This is a genomic window from Massilia sp. IC2-476, assembly GCF_020707295.1.
Classification (GTDB): domain Bacteria; phylum Pseudomonadota; class Gammaproteobacteria; order Burkholderiales; family Burkholderiaceae_D; genus Telluria.
On sequence record NZ_JAJFER010000003.1, the window covers coordinates 117,200 to 134,578 of the forward strand.

The 17,379-nt window shown below is 65.6% G+C and carries 19 protein-coding genes, 1 tRNA gene and 1 riboswitch; of the genes, 10 read left to right on the top strand and 10 right to left on the bottom strand.

Features of this window, described 5'->3' with window-relative positions; genetic code table 11:
* Positions 1–384: 384 nt before the first annotated feature.
* Positions 385–807, top strand: coding sequence for a hypothetical protein (locus LK539_RS09460; protein WP_227800673.1), 423 nt, complete (start codon positions 385–387; stop codon positions 805–807).
* A gap of 41 nt (positions 808–848) precedes the next feature.
* Here the strand turns inward: LK539_RS09460 and LK539_RS09465 are convergent.
* From LK539_RS09465 to LK539_RS09505, 9 genes are all read right to left on the bottom strand, one after another.
* Positions 849–924 (bottom strand) — tRNA-Lys (locus tag LK539_RS09465).
* Between the two features lie 70 nt (positions 925–994).
* Positions 995–1,750, bottom strand: a complete 756-nt coding sequence (ybgF, locus tag LK539_RS09470; protein ID WP_227800674.1) for a tol-pal system protein YbgF — start codon at positions 1,748–1,750, stop codon at positions 995–997.
* 104 nt (positions 1,751–1,854) lie between these two features.
* Positions 1,855–2,376, bottom strand: coding sequence for a peptidoglycan-associated lipoprotein Pal (gene pal, locus LK539_RS09475; protein ID WP_227800675.1), 522 nt, complete (start codon positions 2,374–2,376; stop codon positions 1,855–1,857).
* Between the two features lie 36 nt (positions 2,377–2,412).
* Positions 2,413–3,678 carry a Tol-Pal system beta propeller repeat protein TolB gene (tolB, locus tag LK539_RS09480; protein ID WP_227800676.1) on the bottom strand — a complete coding sequence of 422 codons (1,266 nt, stop codon included), beginning with the start codon at positions 3,676–3,678 and terminating at the stop codon, positions 2,413–2,415.
* 22 nt (positions 3,679–3,700) lie between these two features.
* Entirely contained in the window at positions 3,701–4,618 is a 918-nt protein-coding gene (gene tolA / locus LK539_RS09485; protein WP_227800677.1) for a cell envelope integrity protein TolA, read from the bottom strand.
* A gap of 10 nt (positions 4,619–4,628) precedes the next feature.
* Positions 4,629–5,060, bottom strand: coding sequence for a biopolymer transporter ExbD (locus LK539_RS09490; RefSeq protein ID WP_227800678.1), 432 nt, complete (start codon positions 5,058–5,060; stop codon positions 4,629–4,631).
* An 11-nt stretch (positions 5,061–5,071) separates the two neighbouring features.
* Positions 5,072–5,755 carry a protein TolQ gene (gene tolQ / locus LK539_RS09495; RefSeq protein ID WP_159695738.1) on the bottom strand — a complete coding sequence of 228 codons (684 nt, stop codon included), beginning with the start codon at positions 5,753–5,755 and terminating at the stop codon, positions 5,072–5,074.
* Between the two features lie 27 nt (positions 5,756–5,782).
* A complete protein-coding gene (gene ybgC, locus LK539_RS09500; protein ID WP_227800679.1) occupies positions 5,783–6,187 on the bottom strand; it encodes a tol-pal system-associated acyl-CoA thioesterase in 405 nt (134 codons plus the stop codon).
* Positions 6,188–6,414: 227 nt separating this feature from the next.
* Positions 6,415–7,161 carry an SDR family oxidoreductase gene (locus LK539_RS09505; protein WP_227800680.1) on the bottom strand — a complete coding sequence of 249 codons (747 nt, stop codon included), beginning with the start codon at positions 7,159–7,161 and terminating at the stop codon, positions 6,415–6,417.
* Between the two features lie 135 nt (positions 7,162–7,296).
* Positions 7,297–7,413, top strand: a riboswitch (ZMP/ZTP riboswitch).
* Between the two features lie 99 nt (positions 7,414–7,512).
* Here LK539_RS09505 and glyA point away from each other — a divergent pair.
* The 9 genes from glyA to LK539_RS09555 all read left to right on the top strand — a co-directional run bounded on the left by glyA (position 7,513) and on the right by LK539_RS09555 (position 14,304).
* Entirely contained in the window at positions 7,513–8,760 is a 1,248-nt protein-coding gene (gene glyA / locus LK539_RS09510; protein ID WP_227800681.1) for a serine hydroxymethyltransferase, read from the top strand.
* A gap of 46 nt (positions 8,761–8,806) precedes the next feature.
* Positions 8,807–9,265, top strand: coding sequence for a transcriptional regulator NrdR (nrdR, locus tag LK539_RS09515; protein ID WP_036245133.1), 459 nt, complete (start codon positions 8,807–8,809; stop codon positions 9,263–9,265).
* 113 nt (positions 9,266–9,378) lie between these two features.
* A complete protein-coding gene (gene pilV / locus LK539_RS09520; protein WP_227800682.1) occupies positions 9,379–9,897 on the top strand; it encodes a type IV pilus modification protein PilV in 519 nt (172 codons plus the stop codon).
* Complete coding sequence (locus LK539_RS09525; RefSeq protein ID WP_227800683.1) at positions 9,894–10,829, top strand: PilW family protein; 936 nt, start codon at positions 9,894–9,896, stop codon at positions 10,827–10,829. The genes pilV and LK539_RS09525 overlap by 4 nt, the downstream gene beginning before the upstream one ends.
* Positions 10,830–10,836: 7 nt before the next feature.
* Positions 10,837–11,520, top strand: coding sequence for a pilus assembly protein (locus LK539_RS09530; protein ID WP_227800684.1), 684 nt, complete (start codon positions 10,837–10,839; stop codon positions 11,518–11,520).
* Positions 11,517–11,963, top strand: coding sequence for a type IV pilin protein (locus tag LK539_RS09540; protein WP_307729097.1), 447 nt, complete (start codon positions 11,517–11,519; stop codon positions 11,961–11,963). Before LK539_RS09530 ends, LK539_RS09540 begins: the two co-directional genes overlap by 4 nt.
* Positions 11,960–12,517, top strand: a complete 558-nt coding sequence (locus LK539_RS09545; RefSeq protein ID WP_227800685.1) for a GspH/FimT family protein — start codon at positions 11,960–11,962, stop codon at positions 12,515–12,517. The genes LK539_RS09540 and LK539_RS09545 overlap by 4 nt, the downstream gene beginning before the upstream one ends.
* 73 nt (positions 12,518–12,590) lie before the next feature.
* A complete protein-coding gene (gene ribD, locus LK539_RS09550; RefSeq protein WP_227801131.1) occupies positions 12,591–13,679 on the top strand; it encodes a bifunctional diaminohydroxyphosphoribosylaminopyrimidine deaminase/5-amino-6-(5-phosphoribosylamino)uracil reductase RibD in 1,089 nt (362 codons plus the stop codon).
* A gap of 1 nt (position 13,680) precedes the next feature.
* Positions 13,681–14,304, top strand: a complete 624-nt coding sequence (locus tag LK539_RS09555; RefSeq protein ID WP_227800686.1) for a riboflavin synthase — start codon at positions 13,681–13,683, stop codon at positions 14,302–14,304.
* A gap of 130 nt (positions 14,305–14,434) precedes the next feature.
* On the opposite strand, the gene LK539_RS09560 is transcribed toward LK539_RS09555, so the two are convergent.
* A complete protein-coding gene (locus tag LK539_RS09560) occupies positions 14,435–17,353 on the bottom strand; it encodes a pitrilysin family protein (RefSeq protein WP_227800687.1) in 2,919 nt (972 codons plus the stop codon).
* Positions 17,354–17,379: the final 26 nt, after the last annotated feature.

A 17,379-nucleotide genomic window follows, 5' to 3' on the forward strand; every position in this document is an offset into this window, starting at 1 on the left:
TCTCAAGAATCCCAGTCGGTAAGCTGCACGAATGTTGTTTATTCTACATGCAGGGGTAACGAAAACAAGGGCGCACACAATTGCTTACGACTTCAATCAATTGCTGCAAAACAACAATATCCTGCCGCACTCCACATATGTCAAGCAATTGTGGTAGGGAGTAGGGCGAAACCAACACTCAACGCCTGCCCGCCTTCGAATACGATACAAAAACGCCATGCATATTGCTATTTTTGTATCATTTCGTCTGGATCTGCCTTGTGGTGAATCGAGACCGTTTTGTCATGTCACGCGATGAGGCCTTGCGGGTAACGGACGCTGCCCTAGACTGAAGCTGTCCACCCTGACGCCGTCAGGGTGCCATCCCTTGCGAAGGAGAATGCCATGCGTCCCCTGACCCTGGCCATCGGGGCATCGCTGTTGCTCCTGGTCGCCGATGCCGCCGCACAGACCTCGTCCTATCCCGCCACCGCGCCTTCGTCGATCTCGAGCGTGCAGGTGACGGCGCCGCCACGCTCGGTGCGGCTCTACCAAGAACATCTAGATGCGGTGCGCGGCGTGTATGCGCTGTCGAACGGCTGGCGCCTGAAGGTCGACTCGGCCGCCGGCGGCATCATGGCGCGCATCGATCGCCAGCCGCCCATGCACCTGATTGCGCTCAGCCCGGACCGCTACGTGTCGCGCGACGGCAATGTGACGATGGATTTCAATCGCGGCGAGAGCGGCGACGATATGCTGATGCGCTATGTGCCGAATTCGCGCGTGGCACAGGTCATCGAGGTGCGGGCGACGCTGGCACAGCGCTGAAACAAAAACGCCAGCCCGGAGGCTGGCGTTTCTGCTGATTCTGGTAGGCCGTGCTGGGCTCGAACCAGCGACCAACGGATTAAAAGTCCGCTGCTCTACCAACTGAGCTAACGACCCGAAAGAAGCGAGATTATAGGATGCGCCGCGCTCGCTGTCAAATGCCCTGGGGCAGCGGCGCGGCCTGCGATCACTTCAGCGAAGCCAGGCGATCCTTGGCGGTCCGGGCGGCGCTCGAGTCGGGGTACTTCGAGACCAGCTGCTGCAGCGCCTTCTTGGCGTTCTTGCTGTCCTTCAGCAGGGCATAGCTGCTGCCGATGTTCAGCATCGCGTCCGGCACCTTGGGGCTGGTCGAATAGCTCGTGGTCAGCACTTCCTGGGCCGCGATGGCCTTCTTGTAGTCGCCCTGGGCGAAATACGCGTTGCCGAGCCAGTACTGCGCGTTGGCGGCATAGGCCGAATCCGGGTAGCGGCGCACGAAATCCTGCAGGGCAGCGGTGGCGCCCTTGTAGTCGCCGCTCTGGAACAGGGCGGTGGCGTTATCGTAGGCGGTCTTTTCGGCCGGCAGCACCGATGCGGTCTGGCCGTCGACGGTTTCCTGCTGCGGTTCGACCTTCTTGATGCGGGCGTCGAGGTCGGCGTACAGCTGCTTCTGGCTTTCCTGGGCGCGGGCGATCTGGTTGGCCAGCACTTCGATCTGGCCGCGCAGGCGGGAAATCTCCTGCATGGTCTGCTCGTGCTGGTTCAGCAGGTCGAGCTGGGAAGTCTTGTCCGACTTGGTCTCGATGCGGGCGTTCAGGTCGCGGGCGATGTTATCGACCTTGGCGCGCAGATCGAGGATGGCCTTGCGCGCTTCATCGTCGCTGAGCAGGCCGGCTTGCGCCTGCAACGGCATCCAGGCTGCCAGGAAGAGGCAGGCAAGTCGGGACGGGGACAGTTTCATCATGGCAGTCAATCTTTCCGGTTGCAGAGTAAAAACGGGGCGGATGCAGTCTGCACTGCCATCCGCCCCGCTGTCAATCAGCCGTATCTGATCAGTTATCGGAGTGATTACTGATAGACGATGTCGGCGCGACGGTTTTCAGCCCATGCAGCTTCGTCGCTGCCGGTGGCCTTCGGCTTTTCTTCGCCCAGCGACACGGCTTCCATCTGGTTGTCCGACACGCCCAGGGCGCCCATGGCGCGGCGCACGGCTTCGGCACGCTTCTGGCCCAGAGCCAGGTTGTACTCGGTGCCGCCGCGTTCGTCGGTGTTACCCTGGATCAGAACCTTGCGGCCGGCGTTCTTGGTCAGGAAGCCCGAGTGGTTGGCGACGACCGGCTTGCCGTCTTCGCGCACGACGAAGCTGTCGTAGTCGAAGTAGACGCTGCGGTTGGCCAGCGGGCCTTTCGGATCATTCAGCGGATCGACGCTGCCGGTTTCGACTGGACGGATGTCGCGCGCGTCAGGCTGGGCTGCCGGCGGGGTTGGGGTCTTCTCGACCACCGGGGTTTCGTTGAGCTTGGGCGAGGACGAGCAGGCGGTCAGCACGAGAGCGGAAGCGATGAGGGCTACTTTCTGGAAGTTGCGCATGGTTTTTCTCCTTGTCTAATAAAGTTTTACTGCTGTTTACTTCATGAAGGGACCCCAGCTGGGCTCCCGAATGTTTCCCGCATTGGTGGTTAAGCGCTGCTTGACCCGTCCATCCACCGAGACCACGGCGAGCGCAACACGCCCGCCGCCCTTGGTCGCATACATGATGTACTTGCCGTTAGGCGAAAAACTCGGTTCGGTGGCCCCATCGGCCAGGCGCAGCTCCTGGCCGCTGGCCAGGTCCATCGCGTAAAGGGAAAAACCGCCGTTGCGCTGGGAAATCCAGGCCAGTGTCTTGCCGTCGGCAGACACGCGCGGGCTGATATTGTAATTACCGTTGAACGTGACGCGGGTCGGCGTGCCGCCGTTCACGCTCATCTTGTAGATCTGCGGGCCGCCGCTGCGGTCGCTGGTGAAGTAGATGGTCTGGCCGTCGGCCGAGAATTGCGGCTCGGTATCGATCGACGGGCTGTTGGTCAGGCGGCGGTGGCCGGTGCCGTCCGAATTGACGGTGTAAACCTCGGTATTGCCGTCCTTCGACAGGGCCACGGCCAGGGTGCGGCCGTCCGGCGCCCACGACGGGGCCGAGTTGTTGCCCTTGACGTTGGAGATCACGTTGCGGCGGCCGGTCATCAGGTCTTGCAGGTAGACCACCGGCTTGCGGTCTTCCATCGAGACGTAGGCCACCTTGGTGCCGTCCGGCGCCCACGCCGGCGAGATGATCGGCTCGCGGCCGCGCGCGGCGATGACTTCGTTCTCGCCGTCGGCGTCGGCCACGGCCAGGGTGTAGTTGCGCGCGCTGCGGTCTTCCTTGACGTAGGCGATGCGGGTCGAGAAGATGCCGCGCACGCCGGTCAGCTTTTCGTAGACGTCGTCGGCGATGCGGTGCGCCTGCAGGCGGGTGTACTTCGGCTGGACTTCGCCGCCCAGCTGCGAGATCTGCGCGCCCTTGACGGTGTCGTGCAGCTTGTAGCGGACCGCGAAGCGGCCGTCGGGCTGCTTGGTCACGCTGCCGACCACCAGGGCGTCGGCGCCCTTGGCCTTGAACGCAGCCAGGTCGACGCTAGCGCTGTCGCTGATCACCTGGCCGGCGTCGATCACCTTGAACACGCCGCTGCGCTCGAGGTCGGCGCGGATGATGGCCGAGACCTGCGCCGGGGCGATCGATTCGTCGGCAAAGGCGGCGACCGCGACCGGGATCTGGTTGCTGCCGACACCGGCGATCTCGACCTTGATCTGGGCTTGCGTGGCCGTCCCCATCAGCAGGGTGGCGCTAAACAGCAGGAAATGGAGTTTTTTCATAGTCTGTCGTTGAACGAATGGGTCAATCGTAGTCTTTCATCGAGAAGTTGACGTCGATGGTGCGTTCCACCGTGCCGTCCTTCTTCTTCGGGAGCGGGGATGCCTTTTTGATACCATTCTCTACTGCTCTGTCAAACTCAGGCACACCGCTGCTTTTCACGAGGCGCACCGACATCACTTCGCCGGTCGGCAGCTGATCGACGCGGAACACCGCCTTCGGGTTGCCCGGCATCGTGGTGCTGCCGCCGTAGGCGGTGGCGCTCTTGATCGCGGCGGTCAATGCGGCGACGTAACCGCCGTCGGAACGCGGGCCAGTCGACTTTTCGGCAGTGCCGGTGGTGCCCATGGCGCCCGAGATGCGCTTGAGTTCGTCCTGGGCCAGCTTGGCCAGTTTGGCGGCTTCGGCCTTTTCCTTGGCGGCCTTGTCCTTCGCAGCCTTGTCGGCAGCGAGCTTCTCGGCCTTTTTCTTCTCGTCGGCTTCCTTCTTCGCGAGCTCTTTCTTCTCAGCCTCTTCTTGCTTCTTCTTCTCGGCGAGCTCCTTCTTGCGCTCTTCTTCCTTGCGTACGCGTTCCTTCTCGGCCTCGTCGCGTTTAGCCTGTTCCTTGCGCTCTTTCTCGCGCTGCAGATTGATGTCCGGTGGGGTCGGGGCAGGGCGCTCCACCGGCGGCGGTTCGGCCGGGCGCGGCGGTGGCGGAACGGGTTCGGGTTGCGGCTCGGGCTCCGGGGCCGGCGGGGGCGGCAGTTCCGGGGCGGCGGCGCTCTGGACCGACATGTCCCAGACCTCGGCCTGGACGGCGACCGGTTCGGTGTTCTGCCAGCTGATGCCGAACCAGAGGAAGCCCAGCAGCACGGCGTGCACGGCCACTGCCAGCATGAAGGCGGGCAGGCGGCTCGGTTCTGGCGGCACGGTGTAGGGTGCGCCGGCGATGGCTGGCTTCATTGCAGACATATCACTTGGTGGCAAGTCCCACCCGGTTGATACCCATCTTCTTCGCGTCCGAGATCAAGGTGATCACATCCTCGTATTTGCTGTCGCGGTCGCCTTCTATCAAGACCGGGTAGTCCGGGTTCTCTTCGTGCAGGGCGCGCAGGCGCGCCATCAGCGCGGTGCGGTCGGCCACGTCTTCCATGGCGAGCTTTTGCTTGCCGCCGACGCCGATCGACAGGCGGTTTTCCGGCTGCACGGAGACGCGGATATAGGTGTCCGGCGGCAGTGCCGATTTCTCGGCGCTCGGCAGGTTGACCACGCTCGGCGCCTCGTTGGCCGGCACCGCCATGAAGATGATGAGCAGCACCAGCATCACGTCGATATAGGGCACGACGTTGATCTCGGACTTGAACGCCCGTTTGCGTCCGCTGCGCAGGCTGCTGTTGAAGGCCATCCCGGTTCTCCTTAGCGCGACTGGCGCTGCAGGATGTTCGAGAACTCTTCGACGAAGCTCTCGAAGCGGATGGCCAGGCGGTCGATGTCGTGGGTGAAGCGGTTGTACGCCACCACGGCCGGGATCGCGGCGAACAGGCCGATCGCGGTGGCGATCAAGGCTTCGGCAATGCCGGGCGCGACCACGGCCAGGGTGGCCTGCTGCACGTTGGCCAGGCCTCGGAAGGCGTTCATGATGCCCCACACGGTACCGAGCAGGCCGATGTAAGGGGAGACCGAACCGACCGAAGCCAGGAAGTTCAGGTGGATGTCGAGGGCGTCGAGTTCGCGCTGGAAGGCGGCGCGCATGGCGCGGCGGGCGCCGTCGAGCACCGGACCCATGTCCATGGCGTCGCGCGCAGCCTGCTTGCCCTTGATGAATTCGCCCATGCCGGCCTCAAAAATGCGGGCCAGCGGACCGCTCTGGTCGCGCTGGCTGCTGGCGCTCTGGTGCAGGGTATGCAGGTTGCCGCCGGCCCAGAAGCTGCGTTCGAACTGTTCGGTCTGGCTACGTGCGGAACGCAGCGCGAACACCTTGCGGAAGATGTAGGTCCAGCTCACGACCGACAGGATCAGCAACAGGGCCATGATCAGCTGCACCAGGAAGTGTGCGTTGGCGATCAGCGTAATAAACGAAAGGTCTTGGGTCGCGGTCATCGGTTGGGTTCTGTTGTCTGTTTATCTTTATGCGGCGCGCATTTTATCAGCAGCATGCTCGGGCAGCGAACGCGGACGCATGGTGGCAAGGTCGACGCAGCCGACCTTGACGCTGGCGCTGGTCAGCAGCAGCTCGCCTTTCCACGCTTCCTGGGCGAACTGGACCGACGCGCGCCCCAGCTTCTCGACCGTGGTGCGGATGGTCAGCACGTCGTCGAGGCGGGCAGGCTGGTGGTAGTCCAGGGAAACGCTCTTGACGACAAAGGCAGCACGGTCGGTGTCCAGCAATTCCTGCTGGCCGACGCCGGCCGCGCGCAGCCATTCGGTGCGCGCCCGTTCGAAGAACTTCAGGTAGTTAGCGTAAAACACGATGCCACCGGCGTCGGTATCTTCGTAGTAGACCCTGACTGTCCAGTCAAATGCTGAAGGCATTTCCCCTGCCATTAAGTGTAAATAGGAAACATTTTACGCGATTTTTCCCCTCCTTATGTACGCTTGCGTACATATGAGAGAGGAAAAGACGGGCGTGCCTCTCGGTAAAGGCAGCTACAGTGCGGCAGTAGTAGACGTGAAACATGGCCGAAAGACCAATTACTGTAACACTTTCTCACAACTGCCGAGCGCTCGTTACATGCCTGCAATATGCATAGAGGGTGGCTTCAGCTGCGCTTGATCGTGAACGGCGAGAAGCCCTGGCAGGTCGGCATCAGCTCGATGCTGTTGACGTTCACGTGCGGCGGCAGGGTCGCGATCCAGTAGGCGGTGTTCGCGATGTCCTCCGCGGTGAGGGGCACGGTGCCCTCGTAGACCTTGGCCGCGGCCGCGTCGTCGCCCTTGAAGCGCACGTTCGAGAACTCGGTGCCGCCGCACAAGCCCGGCGCCAGGTTGGTAGCACGCACGCCGGTGCCGACCAGGTCGGCGCGCAGGTTGAGGGTGAACTGCTCCACGAAGGCCTTGGTCGCGCCGTACACATTGCCGCCCGGGTAGGGGTAGTGGCCAGCCACCGAGCCGAGGTTGATCACCAGGCCGCTGGCGCGCGCCACCATGGCGGGCAGCACGGCGCGGGTCATGGTCACCAGGCCCTGGCAGTTGGTGGCGATCATGGTGTCCCAGTCTTCCAGCGGCACTTCGTGCGCCGGTTTGGTGTTCAGGGCCAGGCCGGCATTGTTGATGAGCACGTCGATGTCGCGCCAGCCTTCCGGCAGCCCGGCGAGCGCGGCCTCGATGGAGGCGCGGCTGGTGACGTCCAGCGTGATGGGGAGGGCGGCATCGCCCAGTTCGCGCGCCAGCTCTTCGATGCGCTCGGTGCGGCGCGCCGCCAGGATAGCGCGGTGGCCGTTGCGGACAAAGACACGCGCCATCGCGGCGCCGAAGCCGGCCGACGCGCCGGTAATGAAGACGATCATGGTTGCTCTCGAAGGGCGGAGGAATGGAAAATTGTAGCCGAAATGGCCACAAGTCCGCTGGGACCCGCAAGCTTGTTAAGAAGACAGCAGTTTCCTTGCCCTAAGCGCCTTGGATCACATACAATCTTCTCAGTTTACGTCTCACGTAACTGGCGAAACACCGTGCGCCTGGAGTTTGCGATGCGCACGGCAAAAGGTGGACACCCACCGGGGAACGTGAGATGCCACTCGCCGTTCGCCTGGGCAGCCACCAACTGGTACGTGACGTACTGCGGGCTGCCTGTGCGCCTGTCGGTCCCGCCGCATGACGCGCTGCCCGTTGCCTGGTATTTCTCTCGATTGGAGTTTTACATGTTTGCCAAAGATCATACGCTTGCCAATATCGACCCGGAACTGTGGGATGCCATCCAGAAGGAAAACGTTCGCCAGCAAGACCACATCGAACTGATCGCCTCGGAGAACTACACCTCGCCGGCCGTGATGGAAGCGCAGGGCTCGCAGCTGACCAACAAGTATGCCGAAGGCTATCCGGGCAAGCGCTACTACGGCGGCTGCGAATACGTCGACGTCGCCGAGCAGCTGGCGATCGACCGCCTGAAGCAACTGTTCGGCGCTGAAGCCGCCAACGTGCAGCCGAACTCGGGTTCGCAGGCCAACCAGGGCGTGTTCTTCGCCATGCTGAAGCCGGGCGACACCATCATGGGCATGTCGCTGGCCGAAGGCGGCCACCTGACCCATGGCATGGCCCTGAACATGTCGGGCAAGTGGTTCAACGTCGTCTCCTACGGCCTGACCGAGCAGGAAGACATCGACTACGACGCCATGGAAGCTCTGGCCCGCGAGCACAAGCCGAAGATGATCATCGCCGGCGCCTCCGCCTTTGCCCTGCGCATCGACTTCGAGCGTTTCGCCCGCATCGCCAAGGAAGTCGGCGCCTACTTCATGGTCGACATGGCCCACTACGCCGGCCTGATCGCCGCCGGCGAATATCCGAACCCGGTGCCGCACGCCGACTTCGTCACCTCGACCACCCACAAGTCGCTGCGCGGCCCGCGCGGCGGCATCATCCTGATGAAGGCCGAGTACGAAAAGCAGATCAATTCGGCGATTTTCCCGGGCATCCAGGGTGGTCCGCTGATGCACGTGATCGCGGGCAAGGCCGTCGCCTTCAAGGAGGCGCTGTCGCCGGAGTTCAAGGAATACCAGAAGCAGGTGGTCAAGAACGCCAGCGCCCTGGCCAACACCCTGACCGAGCGCGGCCTGCGCATCGTGTCGGGCCGTACCGAGTCGCACGTGATGCTGGTCGACCTGCGTTCGAAAGGCCTCACCGGCAAGGAAGCGGAAGCGATCCTCGGCCAGGCCCACATGACCTGCAACAAGAACGGCATTCCGAACGACCCCCAGAAGCCTTTCGTCACCTCGGGCATCCGCCTCGGCAGCCCGGCCTTCACCACCCGCGGCTTCAAGGAAGAAGACGCGGTCAAGGTCGGCCACCTGATCGCCGACGTGCTGGACAACCCGCACGACGCCGCGACCATCGAGCGCGTGAAGGGTGAAGTCAAGAAGCTGACCGACAAGTATCCGGTCTACGCGAAGTAAGCAACCCGGGGCCGCAGGCTAGCGGCCCCATTCTCAGCACGGCGCCATGAAATGTCCCTTCTGCCAGCATGAAGATACCCAGGTCCTCGACACCCGCGTGTCCGAGGAAGGGGATGCCATTCGCCGGCGCCGGCGCTGCGCGAAGTGCGACAAGCGCTTCACCACCTACGAACGCATCGAACTGTCGATGCCGATCATCGTCAAGAAGAACGGCAGCCGCACCGAGTTCTCGTCCAACAAGCTGCGTGGCAGCTTGATGCTGGCCCTGCGCAAGCGTCCCGTCGCCGCCGAGGCGATCGACACCGCCGTCGCCACCATCGAAGAAAAGCTCCTGACCAGCGGCCGCCGCGAGGTGGACACCGGCTACGTGGGCGAGCTGGTGATGCAGGAACTCAAGCGTCTCGACAAGATCGCCTATATCCGCTTCGCCTCGGTCTACAAGAATTTCGAAGACCTGGCCGAGTTCCAGGAAGCGATCGCCGAAGTCGGCCAGCCGCGCAAGTAATCGCGCACACGAGCGCGATTACGAACCTGTTGCTGTTTTCGATTGCGCCAGCTCATGGCTGGCTCATGCACGCCTGATAACTTCGCAGCTCATCGTTTTTACGGGAGCTGGTCGTGCGGGTGCAGAGTCCTGGCTTTACCCTGGTCGAGGTGCTGGTCGCCTTGTTCGTGCTGGCGGTCGGCATTGTCGGCGCCGGCGCTACCCAGCTGACCGCGGAACGTACGCGCCAGCAGTCGGCGCTGCTGTCCGATGCGGCCCAGCTGGCGGCCTCGCTGGCCGCGCGCATGCAGCTCAATCCCGCCATGTCCGGCCTGCCGGACGACGCCAATCCCTATCTCGACTTTGCCTATGATGCAGGGGATGGCCTGCCCGCGCCCGGCGCCAGCTGTTTCGGCGCCAGCAGTTGCACCCCGGCCCAGCTGGCCGAGTTCGACCTGCACGAAATCCGCCAGGCCCTGCACGCGCAGTTCCCACGCGGGCGCATCGAAGTCTGCCGCGATGCATCTCCCTGGGACAGCGCGGTCGGCCGCTGGCGCTGGAGCTGCGACGGCACTGCCGGCGCGCTGCCGGTGGTGAAACTGGGTTGGCAGGGCACCGGGGACGCGCCCGGTTTCGTGCGAGTGCTGCAGTGAAGCCGCGTACGCTGCGGCAGCGCGGCATGTCGCTGGCCGAGCTGCTGGTGGCCATGACGATCGGCCTGTGCGTGCTGCTGGCGGCGGCCAGCCTGTTCATCTGGGCCAACCGCGCATTTGCCGCGCAGGTGGAGACGGCCGCCATGGACGACGCCGGCCGCTACGCGCTGGAAGCAATCGCACGCGCAATACGGCAGTCCGCCGCAGCCGACTGGGAAGGCCACAACACGGGGCCGGATCCGAGCGCGCCCGCCAACCTGGCGGGCCTGGACGCGCACAGCCTGAGCAAGACCGGATTCGCCCTCGACAATGCGCTGCCGGACGCGGTCAATGGCAGCGACGTGCTGGCGGTGCGCTTCCCGGGAACGGGCGCCGCGCCGAACGGCGACGGCACCACGCTCGACTGCGCCGGTTTCAGCGTGCACCGCGACCAGGAAGGCTGGAGCATCTTCTACGTCGCCCGCAACGCGCAGGGCGAGGCGGAATTGCGCTGCAAGTACCGCGGCGCGAGCGCCTGGTCGGCCGATGCAGTGGTGGGCAAGGTCGACAGCTTCCAGGTCTTGTACGGACTCGATACCGACGCCGACGGCACGCCCGAGCGCTACGTCAATGCCACGGCGCTTGAGGAACTCGACGCCGGCCTGGCCCTGGCAGGCGACACCCAGGCCGAACGCGACGTGGAACGGCGCCGGCGCACCCACTGGAAGCAGGTGGCGAGCGTGCGCGTGGCGCTGCTGCTGCAGGGAGCGGCCAGCCCGCTGGAGACGGCGTCCGACGCCGTCTACGACCTGTTCGGCCAGGCCTACGGCGAACTGGCCGGCAGCGAGGATGCCGGCACCCACCTGATGGAGGCGGCGCTGTCTGCCGGCCACGCGGCGCGCTACCGCAAGGTGTTCGGCACCACGGTCGCGCTGCCGGCGCGCACCAGGTGAGGGCGGCATGGCTACTCCTCAGTCGAACGGGGCGCAGCGTGGCATGGCGCTGCTCACGGCCCTGTTGCTGATGCTGGCGATCCTGATGACCAGCATTGCGGCCGCGCGCACCGCGATCAACGGCGCACGCGCCGCCGGCCACGAGCGCGACCGCATGCTGGCGCTGAGCGGCGCCATGGCCGCGCTGGTCGACGCCGAGCACGATATCGAAGGCGGCGCCGATCCCGCGTCGGCGCGCGCCGCGGCGCTTGCTAACGCCACGGCCGCGGCGTTCAGCGAGGGCTGCCGCGGCGGCGCTCCCTACGACGGCCTGTGCGCACAGGCGGCGGACGCTGCCGACATCTTCGCCGCGCTTGCCGACGCCGCCGGGCCTTCCGTCGCCCTCGGCAGCTTCACGGGCGCGCAGATTCCCGTTGGCGAAGGCGCACTGGCGGTGCAGGCGCCGCGCTACCTCATCGAACGCATGCCTTCCACGCCAGAGGTGCTGCTGTACCGGATTTCCGCGCTCGGCTTCGGCAGCGTCGACACGACCCAGGTGGCGGTGCAGGCCTATTACCGCAAGCTGCTCCCCGCCGGTCCGCCGGCCGAGCCTGCACAAGCGGTCGCGGAGCCTGGCGCCCCCGGCACGCCCGGCGGGCCCGGGGTTCGCGTGGGCTGGCGCGAAATCAGCAACTGGCAGGAGGGGCGATGAAGCCGCGCGGATTCACGCTGGTCGAGCTGATGATCGTGCTGGCGATCGTCGGCATCATGGCGGCGGTCGCCTATCCCAGCTACGCTCAGCACGTGCTCAGGACCCGCCGCGTCGAGGCCCAGCTGGCGCTGGTCGAGGCCATGCAGCGCCAGGAACAGTACCGCGCGCTGCACCACACCTATGTCGCCTTCTCGTCATCAGCGGAACAAGGCGACAGCGGCCAGTTCCGCTGGTGGCTCGGTACGCGTCCCGAGGACAGCGCCTACGAGCTCGAGGGGCGCGCCTGCGAAGGCCAGGACATCCGCCAGTGCATCGAACTGCGGGCCCAGCCGGGGACGGCCCGGGTCGACACGGATTTCAGCGATCCGGACTGCGGCGTATTGAGCCTCGACAGCAGCGGCGCGCAGGGTGCGAGCGGCGCCGGGCCGCGCTGCTGGCCATGAGCGGCGCTTCCGCTCGCGGCGCCACGCTGGCCGAGCTGGCGGTGGTGCTGGCGATCGCCGCCGTGGCCTTCGCGGCGGCGGCGCCTGACCTGCATGCCCTGGTGACGCACCAGCAGATCAAGGCCGCCTCCAGCGAATTGCTGGACGCCATCCTGCACACCCGCGCCCAGGCCATCGCCAGGGGCGAGCGGGTCAAGCTGGCGCCGCGCGACGCGGCGGGCAGCGACTGGACCCAAGGATGGACCGTCTTCGTCGACCGCGACGGCGACGGCGAATTGGGACCGCCAGACGAGCTGGTCGCGGTCCACGGCCCGCTGCCACGCGGCGTGCAGATCGACTTTTCCTTCACCCAGCCTGCGCCGCCGCAGTACATCGCCTACAATGGCGCCGGGCGCAGCTGCAGCGACAGCAACAGCGGCGCCTCCCGGCTCGGTACGCTGTCGCTGTTTCATGGCGGGCATATCCGGCGTATTAAAATCAACATGCTCGGGCGTGCGCGGCTGTGCAATCCCGCGCGCGACGATGGCTGTGACGGGGCCGAAGCCCCGCCCTAGCGGCCGGGCGAACCCAACAGCGGACAACAGAGTGGCACACGACAGCGCAAGCATTCTCAACGATACCGACGGCATGGCGCTGGCCCTCGCCTGGGCGGCAAAGGGCATGTTCATCACGGCGCCCAATCCGCGCATCGGCTGCGTGATCGTGCGCGACGGCGTCGTCATCGGCGCCGGCCACACCCAGCCGGCCGGACAGGCGCATGCCGAGATCCAGGCCATGCGCGATGCCGCGGCGCGCGGCAACGATGTGCGCGGCGCCACGGCCTATGTCACGCTCGAACCTTGCAGCCACTACGGCCGCACGCCGCCGTGTTCGAATGCGCTGGTGCAGGCCGGCATCGGGCGCGTGGTGGCGGCGATGACCGATCCCAACCCGCTGGTGGCCGGACGCGGCCTGGCCCAGCTCGAAGCGGCCGGCATCGCCGTCAGCTCGGGCGTGCTGGCCGAGCAGGCCTACGAGCTCAACATCGGCTTCTTTTCGCGCATGCGCCGCGGCCTTCCCTGGGTGCGCCTGAAGGTGGCCGCCAGCCTGGACGGCGCCACCGCGCTGGCCGGCGGCGAGAGCCAGTGGATCACGGGGCCGGACGCACGCGCCGACGGCCACGCCTGGCGCGCCCGCGCCCAGGCGATCGTGACCGGCATCGGCACCATCAAGGCCGACGATCCGCAGCTGACCGTGCGCGGCATCGAGACGCCCTTGCCGCCGCGCCGCGTGATCGTCGACAGCCGGCTCGAGATCGCGCTGGACGCCCGCATCCTGCAGGGCGCGCCGTGCTGGATCGTGACCGCGGCCGAGCAGCCCGAGAAGAGTGCGGCGCTGCGCGCGGCAGGCCACGAAGTCATTGTGCTGCCGAATGCGCGCGGCAAGGTCGATCTGCCGGCCCTGATGCAGGAACTGGGCCGGCGCGAGATCAACGAGGTCCACGTCGAGGCCGGCTCCAAGCTGAATGCCTCGATGGTGCGCGAAGGCTGCGTCGACGAGCTGCTGGTCTACCTGGCGCCCAGCCTGATCGGACCGGGGCAGGGCATGTTCGAGCTGCCGCCGCTGGCGCGCCTGTCCGACAAGCGCCAGCTGCGCTTCCACGACCTGGCGCGGGTCGGCGACGACATCCGCATCCTGGCCAGGTTCGCCCAATCGACAATCAACACTGAGGAATAATATGTTTACTGGAATCGTCGCCGCCGTCGGCAACATCACATCGGTCAAGCCGCTCGAAGGCGGCTCGTTTGCCGGCGTGCGCCTGCAAGTCGATGCCGGCCCGCTGGGACTGGCGGACGTGGCGCTGGGCGACTCGATCGCGATCAACGGCGCCTGCATGACCGTGGTGGACAAGACCGACAGCAGCTTCACCGTGGACGTCTCGCGCGAGAGCCTGAGCAAGACCGTCGGATTGGAAGCGCCCGGCGAAGTCAACCTGGAAAAGGCACTGACCCTGGCCGAGCGCCTGGGCGGCCACCTGGTGTCCGGCCACGTCGACGGCCTCGGCACCGTGCACAGCTTCGAACCGGTGGGCGAATCGCGCGAACTGATCATCGATGCGCCGCAAGACCTGGCCAAGTTCCTGGCCTATAAAGGCTCGGTGGTGGTGAATGGCGTGTCGCTGACGGTGAACCGCGTCGAGGATATCCAGACCGAAGGCGGCAAGGTATGCCGCTTCTCGATCAACCTGATTCCCCACACGATCGAGGTCACTACCCTCAAGCACCTGAAGGCGGGATCGCAGGTGAACCTGGAGATCGACCTGATTGCGCGTTACGTGGAGCGCATGCTCTCGGCGAAGTAGGGTGGGCGGGTTTCCCGCCCACGCGGTGATTGTTATCGGGTTCGTGTCGCGCCAGGTGATCTTGCTGCCGCTATAACGGCGTGGGGTGCTCTGGTCCGGTGAACCAGAGCACGAGCCGCCCACCCTACGGTCAACCACCCGGCGCGGTGGCCTTGGCGTTCGACGCCGCTACCGCCGTCGTCCCCTGCGTCTCGGGATTGAGCACCACCTGCACGTAGTTCATCTCGTTGAAATAGCGCCGTGCCGCGACCTTGATGTCTTCCGCCGTCAAGGCCTGCACCTGCTTCTCGACCTGCAGGATCGCGCCCGGGTCGGTCCCTTCGCTCAACGCCGTCTGCAGGTGCCCCAGCCAGTAGCCGTTCTCGCGCAGCGAGCGGCGGTGGTTCTGGATCCAGTTGCTCTTGACCTTTTCCAGGTCTTCAGCAATCGGTCCTTCCTTCTGCAGGCGCTTGATCTCCTCGAAGGTCGTGGCAATCACCTTGTCCACGTGTTCCGGCCCGGTCGGCAGGGTGACGCCGATCGAGTAGTTCCCGTAGGGGATCTTGCTCAGCACGCCCGAGGCGCCGCCGCCGTAGATCAGGGCCATCTTTTCGCGAAGCACGTCGATGATGCGCAGGTTGACCACCTCGAGCAGGGCCGACAGGCGCAGTTGCTCGGCTTCGCTGAACTCGGCCACGCCGGTAAAGGTCAGCGAGACCGTGCTCTTCGGCTCGGAACCGCTGCGCACCTCGCGCTTGACCACGCCCGTGGCCGGACGCAGGCCGACGTCGCGGTAGGCCACGGTCAGGTCCGGGGTCGGCAGGCTGCCCAGGTAGGTCGCCAGCAGCGGCTTGATCGTGGCCGTATCAAAGCTGCCGACCAGGATGAAGGTCAGGTCCTTCGCGCTGGAAAAGCGCTGGCGGAAGATCTCGATGCTGCGGTCGAGGTCGATCTGCTCGTACTCTTCCGCCTTCAGGGTGCGCGGTGCGCGCGGGTGGTTGTTGTACAGGGCCGACATGACCGCATCGCCGAAGCGCGCGCCGGGCTGCGTGGTCTGGTTGCGCGCCTGCTCGGCCTGCTTGCCGACATAGGACTTGAACAGGTCTTCGTCGCGCCGCACGCCGTTGAACTTCAGCCAGGTCAGCTGCAGCATGGTCTCGATGTCGGTCGCGCCGGATGCGCCCACCACCACGTCGGTGTAGTTGGCCAGGCCGACGTTCACCTGGGCCGCCTTGCCAGCCAGGATCTTGCGCATGTCGAGCGGCGTGAAGTCCCTGACGCCCATGCTGGCCACGATCGCGTTGGCGAAGCGCGCGTTCAGCACGTCCTTGTCGCCGAACAGGCTCTGGCCGCCGAAGCGCGCCGCGCTCATCATGACCTGGTCGTTGCGGAAATCGGTCGCCTTGAGGATCACCTTGACGCCGTTCGACAGTTCCAGACGCGTCAGTCCGAGCGCCTTGTCGTGCGATTCGGCCACGATGCGCCCAGGCGCGGGCGGGTGCTCCATCAGGCGCGCCGCCACCGCTTTTTCGTCGTGCGGACGCAGTTCGGCGCGCTGGGCCGTGGCCACCGCGGCGAGCAGCTGCTGGCCCTGTGGTGTGTCGGGACGGGTCACGCCCGTGTACAGTACCAGCTTGCCCGAATCCGCGGGAATCGTGCGGCGCGCATAGGCGTTGACTTCGTCCAGGGTGATGCCAGGGACCAGCTCCCTGACGTAGCGGTATTCGGTGTCGATGCCGGGAATCGCTTCCTGCTGCAGGAAGTTGCGGATGTACTCGGCCGCATAGGTGCCCGAATCGCTCTTGGCGCGCTCGTTCCAGGCCTGCTCGTAGTTGCGCATCAGGTTTTTCTTGACGCGCTCGAGTTCGCCCGCGCTGAAGCCGAAGCGGCGCGCGCGCTCGTTTTCCTCGACCAGGGCGGTGAGCGCCACTTCGGCGCCGCGCGCGCCGATGGCGGCCGAGGCGTTGTAGGAGCGGTAGCGCGGGGTCAGCTTGCCGAGCGAGCTGCTGGCGCCCATGAAGGGCGGTTCCGGCAGCTGCGACAGTTCCTGCAGGCGCTGGTTGAGCATGCTGGCGAACAGCGATTGCACCAGGTCGTCGCGGTAGGCGCGGATGGTGCCCGCTTCGACCACCGGCTGCACCGGATAGCGGATCAGCACCGCGTTGCCGGTCGCTTCCTGGTCGGTGACGACCAGGGCCTCGGTGGCCTGGCGCGCCGGGATCTCGGCATAGGGGCGCGGACGCGCCGGTTGCGGGTTCTTGAGGTGGGCGAAATGGGCCTTGACCAGCTTTTCGGCGTGTTGCGGGTCGATGTCGCCGACCACCACCACCGCCATCAGGTCGGGACGGTACCAGTCGCGGTAGAAGCGGGTCAGGGCTTCGGGCTGGAAGTTGCGCAGGACGTCCTCGGTGCCGATCGGCAGGCGCTCCGCGTATTTCGAACCGTTGAAGATGGCCGGCATGATCTGCTTGCTCATGCGGTCCGAGGCGCCTTTACCGAGGCGCAGTTCTTCCAGGATGATGCCGCGTTCCTTGTCAATGTCTTCCGGGTTGAAGCTGACGCCATGGGCCCAGTCTTCCAGCACCTGGAAGGCCTTCGTCACGTGCTCCGGCTTGTCGGTCGGGATCGGCAGGATGTAGACGGTCTCGTCGAACGAGGTATAGGCGTTCAGGTCGGCGCCGAAGCCGACGCCGATGGTCTGCAAATAGGACACCAGCTCGTGCTTGCGGAAGTTGGTCGAGCCGTTGAAGGCCATGTGCTCGACGAAGTGGGCCAGGCCGCGCTGGTCCTCGTCCTCGAGGATGGAACCGGCCTTGACCACCAGGCGCAGCTCGAGCTTGCGTTCCGGGCGCGCATTGCGCTGAATGTAATAGGTCAGGCCATTGGCCAGCTTGCCCACCTTGACCTGTGGGCCGACGGGAATCGCGGCGTCCAGGCGCAGGGGCGCGTTGTGCGCAGGCGCGGCGACAGGCTTGGCGGCGCTCCTTGCGGCAGGGGCGGCAACGGCGGCCAGCGGCTGCACACACAGCAGCGCGGCCAGGCAGAGGCCGCGCAGGGAATTCTTGCTCATCGAAGATCCAATCAGGGGATGAGCAC

Coding starts and splice junctions, on each gene's coding strand:
- ybgC (WP_227800679.1), bottom strand. CDS start 6,187: ATGCCTTCAGCATTTGACTGGACAGTCAGGGTCTACTACGAAGATACC.
- ribD (WP_227801131.1), top strand. CDS start 12,591: ATGGCGCTGGCCCTCGCCTGGGCGGCAAAGGGCATGTTCATCACGGCG.
- LK539_RS09560 (WP_227800687.1), bottom strand. CDS start 17,353: ATGAGCAAGAATTCCCTGCGCGGCCTCTGCCTGGCCGCGCTGCTGTGT.
- LK539_RS09490 (WP_227800678.1), bottom strand. CDS start 5,060: ATGGCCTTCAACAGCAGCCTGCGCAGCGGACGCAAACGGGCGTTCAAG.
- nrdR (WP_036245133.1), top strand. CDS start 8,807: ATGAAATGTCCCTTCTGCCAGCATGAAGATACCCAGGTCCTCGACACC.
- LK539_RS09460 (WP_227800673.1), top strand. CDS start 385: ATGCGTCCCCTGACCCTGGCCATCGGGGCATCGCTGTTGCTCCTGGTC.
- LK539_RS09530 (WP_227800684.1), top strand. CDS start 10,837: ATGGCTACTCCTCAGTCGAACGGGGCGCAGCGTGGCATGGCGCTGCTC.
- tolA (WP_227800677.1), bottom strand. CDS start 4,618: ATGAAGCCAGCCATCGCCGGCGCACCCTACACCGTGCCGCCAGAACCG.
- tolQ (WP_159695738.1), bottom strand. CDS start 5,755: ATGACCGCGACCCAAGACCTTTCGTTTATTACGCTGATCGCCAACGCA.
- LK539_RS09545 (WP_227800685.1), top strand. CDS start 11,960: ATGAGCGGCGCTTCCGCTCGCGGCGCCACGCTGGCCGAGCTGGCGGTG.
- pal (WP_227800675.1), bottom strand. CDS start 2,376: ATGCGCAACTTCCAGAAAGTAGCCCTCATCGCTTCCGCTCTCGTGCTG.
- tolB (WP_227800676.1), bottom strand. CDS start 3,678: ATGAAAAAACTCCATTTCCTGCTGTTTAGCGCCACCCTGCTGATGGGG.
- LK539_RS09505 (WP_227800680.1), bottom strand. CDS start 7,161: ATGATCGTCTTCATTACCGGCGCGTCGGCCGGCTTCGGCGCCGCGATG.
- LK539_RS09555 (WP_227800686.1), top strand. CDS start 13,681: ATGTTTACTGGAATCGTCGCCGCCGTCGGCAACATCACATCGGTCAAG.
- LK539_RS09540 (WP_307729097.1), top strand. CDS start 11,517: ATGAAGCCGCGCGGATTCACGCTGGTCGAGCTGATGATCGTGCTGGCG.
- ybgF (WP_227800674.1), bottom strand. CDS start 1,750: ATGATGAAACTGTCCCCGTCCCGACTTGCCTGCCTCTTCCTGGCAGCC.
- glyA (WP_227800681.1), top strand. CDS start 7,513: ATGTTTGCCAAAGATCATACGCTTGCCAATATCGACCCGGAACTGTGG.